The 7,246-nt window shown below is 73.5% G+C and carries 5 protein-coding genes and 1 pseudogene; all 6 read right to left on the reverse strand.

Going from position 1 to position 7,246, the window contains the following annotated elements:
* Positions 1-240: pseudogene (locus I53_RS21345) on the reverse strand (TIGR01620 family protein); the annotation flags it as partial.
* Between the two features lie 31 nt (positions 241-271).
* Complete coding sequence (locus I53_RS21350; protein ID WP_043354447.1) at positions 272-1,717, reverse strand: YcjX family protein; 1,446 nt, start codon at positions 1,715-1,717, stop codon at positions 272-274.
* 72 nt (positions 1,718-1,789) lie between these two features.
* Complete coding sequence (locus I53_RS21355; protein ID WP_043354448.1) at positions 1,790-2,926, reverse strand: hypothetical protein; 1,137 nt, start codon at positions 2,924-2,926, stop codon at positions 1,790-1,792.
* 139 nt (positions 2,927-3,065) lie between these two features.
* The gene (gene hisN, locus I53_RS21360; protein ID WP_043354450.1) at positions 3,066-3,854 is read right to left on the reverse strand and encodes a histidinol-phosphatase; all 789 of its coding nucleotides are present in this window, start codon (positions 3,852-3,854) and stop codon (positions 3,066-3,068) included.
* Between the two features lie 94 nt (positions 3,855-3,948).
* The gene (locus I53_RS21365; protein WP_043354452.1) at positions 3,949-6,003 is read right to left on the reverse strand and encodes an AI-2E family transporter; all 2,055 of its coding nucleotides are present in this window, start codon (positions 6,001-6,003) and stop codon (positions 3,949-3,951) included.
* A 114-nt stretch (positions 6,004-6,117) separates the two neighbouring features.
* On the reverse strand, positions 6,118-7,246 hold a 1,129-nt coding region (locus tag I53_RS21370), incomplete at its 5' end, for an MmgE/PrpD family protein (RefSeq protein WP_043354454.1).

Raw genomic sequence — 7,246 nt, forward strand, 5'->3', positions numbered from 1 at the left:
CAGGCCGACGCCGAGGGAGACGAGGCCGCCCACCGCCGAGAGGAACAGGGTGCCCCAGGGCGAGCGCGACCGCGGCGCCACCGGCACGGCGACGCCGTCGGCGGCATCGACGATCTCGAAGGGCTCGTCCACGATCCGGGCCTGGGGCGGCCGGGCGGCGAGCGGCGTCGTGATGACGCTCGGCTCGGCGGCCGGCTCGGGCGTGATCCGGAAGGCGCGGGGTTTCTGGCCGGAGGTCATGCTCGAAGGCTCCGCGGAGTCGCACACATCGTCACGCCAGACGGTCGCCGATCAGGAACTGCATCGCCCGGTCCAGGCGGATCTGCGGCAGGTGGCCGGGGCGGCCGAGCCCGTCGGGCCTGACCAGCGGCGGCCGGAAGCGCGGGAAGCGCAGCGAGCCCGGCTCCACCGCGCCCTCCAGCACCGCCTCGGCGCGGGCCGGCAGCTCGCCCGGGAAGATCGCGGCCTCGCTGTTGCCGTCGAAGACCTCGTCGCCCACCACCTCGCCGGCTTCCGGGGTGCCGGCCACCGCCCGCAGCGTGTCCGACCCGTCATGGACGGTGGTCTCGCGGGTGGCGCGCACGGAGGCCAGCGCCACCGTGCCCACCCGGGCGCCCGCCGCCTCCGTCCGCCGCATCGCCCGGGATACGAGAAGCCGCAGGAGGGCGTCGAGCCGGTCGTGGCTCGTCTGGTGGAGGTGGTCGGCCTTGGTGGCGGCGAACAGCACGCGGTCGGCCCGCGGCGCGAACAGCCGCGACAGCACCGTGTTGCGGCCGATGTTGAGGCTGAGCAGCACCGCATCCAGCGCCTCCTCCAGCTCGGCCAGGGCGGTGGGGCCGGCATCGACCGCCGAGAGCACGTCCACCAGCACGATCTGCCGGTCGACCCGCTGGAAATGGTCGCGGAAGAACGGCGTCACGACCTTGGTCTTGTAGGCCTCGAAGCGCCGCTCCATCAGCCCCGCGAGGCTGTCGGGCGCGATCGCCTCGGGGAGCCGGTCGAGGGGCGCGAAGGTCAGCGCCGGGGAGCCCGCGAGGTCGCCGGGCATCAGGAAGCGGCCGGGCGGCGTCGTCGCCACCGCTTCCGGGCCGGCGCGCAGGCCCGCGAGGTAGGTCTTGAAGGCGTCGCTCGCCCGCTCGGCCGCGACCTCGTCGAGGGGGCCGTTCGGATCGAAGCCCTTCAGCGCCGCGAGCCAGGGCGCCGCCACGGCGGCGCGGCCGGGGCGGCGGGTGCCGCCGATCGTGGCCCGGGACCACGCCGTGTAGCTGGTCTCGATCAGGGCGAGGTCGAGGAGCCATTCGCCCGGGTAGTCGACCACGTCGAGCATCAGGGTGGCCGGGCCGGTACGCCAGCCGGCGGCACGCTCGTAGGCGATCTCCAGGCGGAACTGGCTGATCCGGTCGGTGGAGCGCGGCCAGCACCGCGCCTCGGTGAGCGTGGCGAAATGCTCCTCGAAGGGGAAGCGCGGCACGTCGTCGTCGGGTTGGGGCACCAGCTTGGCGCGGCGCAGGCGGCCCTCCTGCGCGGGGGCGAAGGCCGGCAGCGCGTGCGTCTCCACGAGGTGGTGGATCAGGGCCGTGGTGAAGACGGTCTTGCCCGAGCGCGCGAGCCCGGTCACGCCCAGCCGCAGGGTCGGCTGGACCAGCAGGTCGTGCGAGGCTTCGGCGAAGGCTTTGACGGCCGAGCCGGCGCGCGCGGCAAGGTCGATCAGGGGCACGGGCGGGCTCGTCGTGAGGGGAACAGGCCGGGCAGAGGTGGCGCGGCGGGGGCCGAACCGCAAGGCTTGACGCTAAGGCGTTGCACCGATGGCGGCGGGCGTGAGCGGCCTCAGCCGTGCGATCGCCCCGGCGACGAGGTCCGGGCCGGCCCGGAGCGTGCCGAGTTCCACCGCCGACATCGCCTGCATCACCGGGGCCAGATTGGCGCGCGGCGTGCCGTCCGGCCCGAACAGGTCGAGGTCGTCGCCGGGCTTCAGGCCGACGCTGGCGCTGATCCGACCGGCATAGGCCTGGATCCGGACCTCGTCGCCGGTGCAGAGCGGGGCTGGCAGGCGCAGGTCGAGGACTGGCAGGCCGGCGGCGATCGCCGGCAGCAGCGCGGATTCGGCCACCATCCGCTCGGCACTCGGAACCCGGCTCGCTGTCTTCCGCTCGAGGAGCGCCGCCGGATCGGCGACGCTCCGGGCCGGCCGCGCCGGCTCGGCCGACGGGGCGATCCCGGCCGCGATGTCGGGCACCGGCTGAAGCATCGCCACGCGCGGCACGGCAGCTGGGCGGCGGGCGGGACGGCCGGCCATCCGGGCGAGGGGCGACCAGGGTTGCACCCGCAGGGCCGCCCGGCCCCGTGGCGCCCCGCCGGGGCGGTGCGCGGCGAGATAGCGGGCCCGGAGGGTACGCCCGAGGCCCCGCGGCGCGAGGGCCGCCGAGACGGCGGGGGGCACGGCCGAGCGCCCCGGCCGCGCGGGTGCGGACGCGACGCGGCACTCCGCCGGCGCCCAGCGGCGCACGATGGCCAGCGCCGTACGCCGGCCGTAATCGCGGTAGTAGCGCCGCAGCAGGCTCGCGGCGGCATCGGCGCCGTCCTCGAGGGTGGCGAAGGCGGTGTGGCCCTCCCCGTCGGCGCCGATCTCGCCGGACCAGCGGGCGGACTTGATGCACCAGCCGTTGTTGAGCCGCACGCAGCGGGCGACGTAGGGCGGATCCTCCGCCAGCGAGGCCGTGACCGCCAGCGCCCGCGGCATCAGCTGCGCGCCGGTCTGGGCGTGCCAGTTGGAGACCGAGCGGGTGGCGGGATCGAAGCGCGGGGGCGGGCTTTCAGCGTGGGCGGAGGCCGCGGCGAGGGGCGGCAGGGCGTGCGTGAGGGCTGCCGCGCCGGCCTCGGCTCGGGGGACCAGGGTCGTGAACAGGATCAGCGCGTTCAGCAGCACGCGGATGGATCCTGTCGGCGGATCGGAGTCCCCACGCGCTCCCGCCCCCTGCACAGGGGCGCGGGAGAGCGCGTGCCTCCGACCGCCGCGCGCCCGTCCGTTCCCCCGTTCAAAGACATGGCCGTGCGCCGCCGCCGCCTCACGGGTTCAGCACCTTGAGCGCCGCCTCGTGCAGCCGCGGGTCGCCCGCCGGGATCACGCGCCCGCCGCCCGCGGCAGGACCGCCGTCCCAGGCCGTGACACGCCCCCCGGCCCCCTCGACGATCGGGATGAGGGCGACGATGTCGTAGGGCTTCAGCCCGGCCTCGACGACGAGGTCGATCTGGCCGGCGGCCAGCATGCAGTAGGCGTAGCAATCGGCGCCGTAGCGGGACATCCGCACCTGCCCCTCCAGCGACCGGAAGCGCTCGGCCTCCGCGCCCGCCGCGAACAGGCGCGGATCCGTGGTGGCCAGGATCGCCTGGGCGAGGTCCGCGCAGCGCCGCGTCCGCAGTGTCCGCTCGCCCGACGGCGCACGCAGGCGCGCGCTGCGCCCGTCCCCGGTGAAGCGCTCCGCCAGATAGGGTTGGTGCATCATTCCGCGCACCGGGACGCCGTTGCGGCTCAGCCCGATCAGCGTGCCCCAGGTCGGCAGGCCTCCGATGAAGGCCCGGGTGCCGTCGATCGGGTCGAGGACCCAGACGCATTCGGCGTCGGTGCGCTCCGAGCCGAATTCCTCGCCGAGGATGCCGTGGCCCGGAAAGGTCTGGCCGATCATCGCCCGGAGCACGACCTCGGCGGCCCGGTCGGCCTCGGTGACCGGGTCGAACGGCGCTCCGCCGCGGGCCTTGTCGTCGAGGCCGAACTGGGCGCGGAAGAACGGCAGGATCGCCTTGCCGGACGCGTCCGCGAGGTCGTCCATGAACCGTCCGAGTTCGACGACGCTCATCCGTTCCGTTCCCTGCTGTGCCCGAAGGCCGCCCGACCGACTGCCCGATCCCGACGAAACCGGGGCGCCCCCCCGCCCGTCAAGCCCCCCGGGCTCATGCGTCGGCCGAGGCCGGCAGACGCGGCGCCCCGCGTTCCGGGTCCGGGGCGCCGTCCGGCGCCGCGCCGGTTCCGGCTGCACCGGTGGCGTCCGCCTGCGCCAGGACCGCCTCGACGGCCTCGCGCAGCGACCCCACCTGCCCATCGGCCTCCGCGGCGCCCCCCGGTCCGCCGGCAAGGCGGCTCGCCCCGTCATCCTGGGCGAGCCACAGGCCGAGCAGGATCGGCACCCCGGGCAACCGACCCTTCAGCCGGCGGATCAGCCGGCGCAGATGGGTCGGCTCGCCGTCGAGGGCGAGGGAGACCACGCAGACCATGCGCGCCGTTCCCGGATCGAATCGCCCGATCCGCGCGGAAGCCGTCTCGGCGAAGGGGATCGTGCGGACGCCGAGGCCGCGCTTCTCCAGGATCTGTGCGAGGATCGCAGCCGCGGCCTCGTCCAGGAAGCCGCGGCCCGCGACGCACAGGACCGCGCCCGCGCGGGTCCAGTCCTCGGAGAGCGCCTCCGGGGTCGGACCCATCGGCAGCGCGCTGCAGGCGCCCTCCTCCCCGTCGCCGGACGCGGCCGCGACGGCGTCGCTCCGGTCGGAGAGGTCGGCGATCAGCTCGGCGAGGGCCGCGCGCATCGCCGCCTTCTGCTGGGCGGTCAGCACCCCCCGGGCCGCGTCCTGGGCGGCGAGTTCGAGGGCCTTGAGCACCACGTCGTCGTAATAGGACGAGAGCGAGCATTGCTGCAGGATCAGCTCGGCATGGCCCAGCACCTCCTCGGCATCGCCCGCCAGGACCCGCTGATAGAAATTCTGGACGGGGGTCAGGGCCGGCCGGTCGCCGAACAGCACGTCCAGGAATTCCAGACGCTCCACGTAGCGGCCGAGCACGACGAGGCAGACGGTGAGCGGCGTCGAGAGCAGCAGGCCGACCGGTCCCCACAGCCAGGTCCAGAACAGCGCCGAGACCAGGACCGCGAAGGGTGAGAGCCCGGTGGATTGCCCGTAGACGATCGGCTCGAAGACCTGGCCGGTGAGCGGCTCCAGCACGACGAACAGGATCGCCACGGCGATCATCATGTTCCAGCCGGGATCGACCGCGGCGGCGAGCGCCATCGGCAGGAGGGCCGACAGGACGGCCCCCAGATACGGCACGAAGCGCATCAGGGCCGCGAAGATCGCCCAGAGCACCGGATTCGGCACGCCGATCACGTAGAGGCCGATGCCGATCACGATCCCGAAGGCGGCGTTGAGGGCGAGCTGCACCACGAAGTAGCGGCTGAGCCGCTTGGCGGCGTCGTCGATCGCCACGGTGGTCCGGTGCAGGTCGCTCGATCCCGCCAGCCGGATCATGCGGTCGCGCAGATCCTCGCGCTGCATCAGCACGAACAGCAGCACCACGAAGACGATGCCGACCGTCGCCAGCGGATGCATCACCGGCGAGAGCACGGTGGACAGCATCTCGATCGGGCCCGGCGGGCTCGCGGCGACCTCGACCAGGACGGGTTTCGGCGCGGCCTGGGGCTGCTCGGGACCCGGCGGCGTCGGCGGCGGTGTCGGCGGCGCGGGCGGCTGCGCCTCCGGGTTGTTCACCTCCTTGGCGCCGCCATGGAGCGCCCGCCCGATATTGGCGACGTATTCCGTGGCGTGTCCGACGGGCGAGTCGCGCAGCCCGTTGATCTTCCGCTCGATGGTGGCCCGGTAGCGCGGGACGTCGCCCGCGAGATCCGCCGCCTGGATGCCGATCAGGGTCGCCAGGGCGGCCACGATGCCCAGGGTCAGACCGACGCTGACGCCGACCGCCACCAGCCGGGGCAGCCGCAGCCGCCGCAGGCGGTTCACCAGCGGGGTGAGCACGAACGACAGGAGCAACGCGATCGCGATGGGGATGAAGATCTCGCGACCGAAATACAGGGCCGCGATGATGGTCGCCCCGACAACCACGGGCGACGCCATGGAGGCCCGCGGCGTCTCGGCCGCGGCGACGCGGGTCGGCCGCGGCGGAAGCAGAGGCGCCCTGGATCGGGCTGCCGGTTCGACCCCGACCGGGGTTTTGGTACCCATACGCTGATCCGCATCCCGTACGCGACGTGCGGGCCTCCGCCGGGAGCAACGGAAGCCACGCGCACGGGGAACGGCACGGGGGCTGAAAATGATCCCGCGGGCTGCGCCGGCCGTCTACGCCCCCGACACGCCGGCCCGCGCCACGTCGCCCGCATCCTTCAGTTCGGGCAGCGACCGGCACAGCTGCATCACCCGCTTGGCCTGCGCTTCCGGGAGGATTCCGGCGGCGAGATCGGCGAACTTCGCGTCCAGCTGCGCGTCGGACATCGGCTTCTCGACGCTGCGGATGGCATGCTCGATGTACCGGTGACGGTCCGCCCCGTCGTTCAGCGTCACGGTCATGTCGACCTGCGCGGGCTCGATGCCGGGGGTGATCACCGGGACCACCTTCTGGCGCAGCGCCACCACGCGCGGATCGTTCACCGCCCGGTCGCTGAACTGCTTCTCGCCGCCCGCGCCCTCCACGAAGGCCACCGCCGCCGCGTGGTAGATGCTGAACTTGCCCTCCAGGCCTGTCTTCGGCGCGGTCTTGCCGGTCAGCTCCAGCACCAGCGGATGGACCTTCAGGTCGACGCGCTTGATGTCCTCCGGCCGGACGTGGTCGGCGTCGCGGATCTGGATCGCCGCGTCGATCGTCGGGTGCATGACGATGCCGCAGGCGAAGGGCTTGTAGGTGTTCAGCTGCGCCTCGTAGCGGCTGCCGAGGCCGTCGGTGATCTCCGACCAGTCCTGCTTGGTGGAGATCGTGTTCGCCCAGCCGCGCTTGGCCTCGATCATCCCGTCCGACGAGGTGAAGCCCTTCGCCGCCAGGATCGCGGCGAACAGGCCGTTGGAGGCTGCCCGGCCCGGGTTGAAGCTCTTGTTCATCGAGCCGAACGATTCGCGCAGGCCCACGGGCTGCGAGGCGGCGAGCCCCAGCGCGTAGACCATCTGCTGCTCGGTGAGACCCATCAGCTTGCCGGCGGCCGCCGCGGCGCCGAACGGCCCGCAGGTGCCGGTGATGTGCCAGCCGGCATCGTAATGGTTCGGGTAGACGGCATTGCCGATCCGGCACTCGGTCTCGATCCCGACCACGAGGGCGTCGAGGAAGGCCTTGCCGGTGACCGGCTTCATCTCCGCATAGGCCAGGATCGCCGAGGCGACCGGGCCGGCGGGGTGGATGATCGTCTTCAGGTGGGTGTCGTCGAAGTCGAAGATGTGGCTCGACACGCCGTTAAGGAAGGCGGCGTTCAGGATGTCGAAC

It is taken from the genome of Methylobacterium sp. B1, from assembly GCF_000333255.1.
GTDB lineage: Bacteria > Pseudomonadota > Alphaproteobacteria > Rhizobiales > Beijerinckiaceae > Methylobacterium > Methylobacterium fujisawaense.

Coding starts and splice junctions, on each gene's coding strand:
- I53_RS21365 (WP_043354452.1), bottom strand. CDS start 6,003: ATGGGTACCAAAACCCCGGTCGGGGTCGAACCGGCAGCCCGATCCAGG.
- hisN (WP_043354450.1), bottom strand. CDS start 3,854: ATGAGCGTCGTCGAACTCGGACGGTTCATGGACGACCTCGCGGACGCG.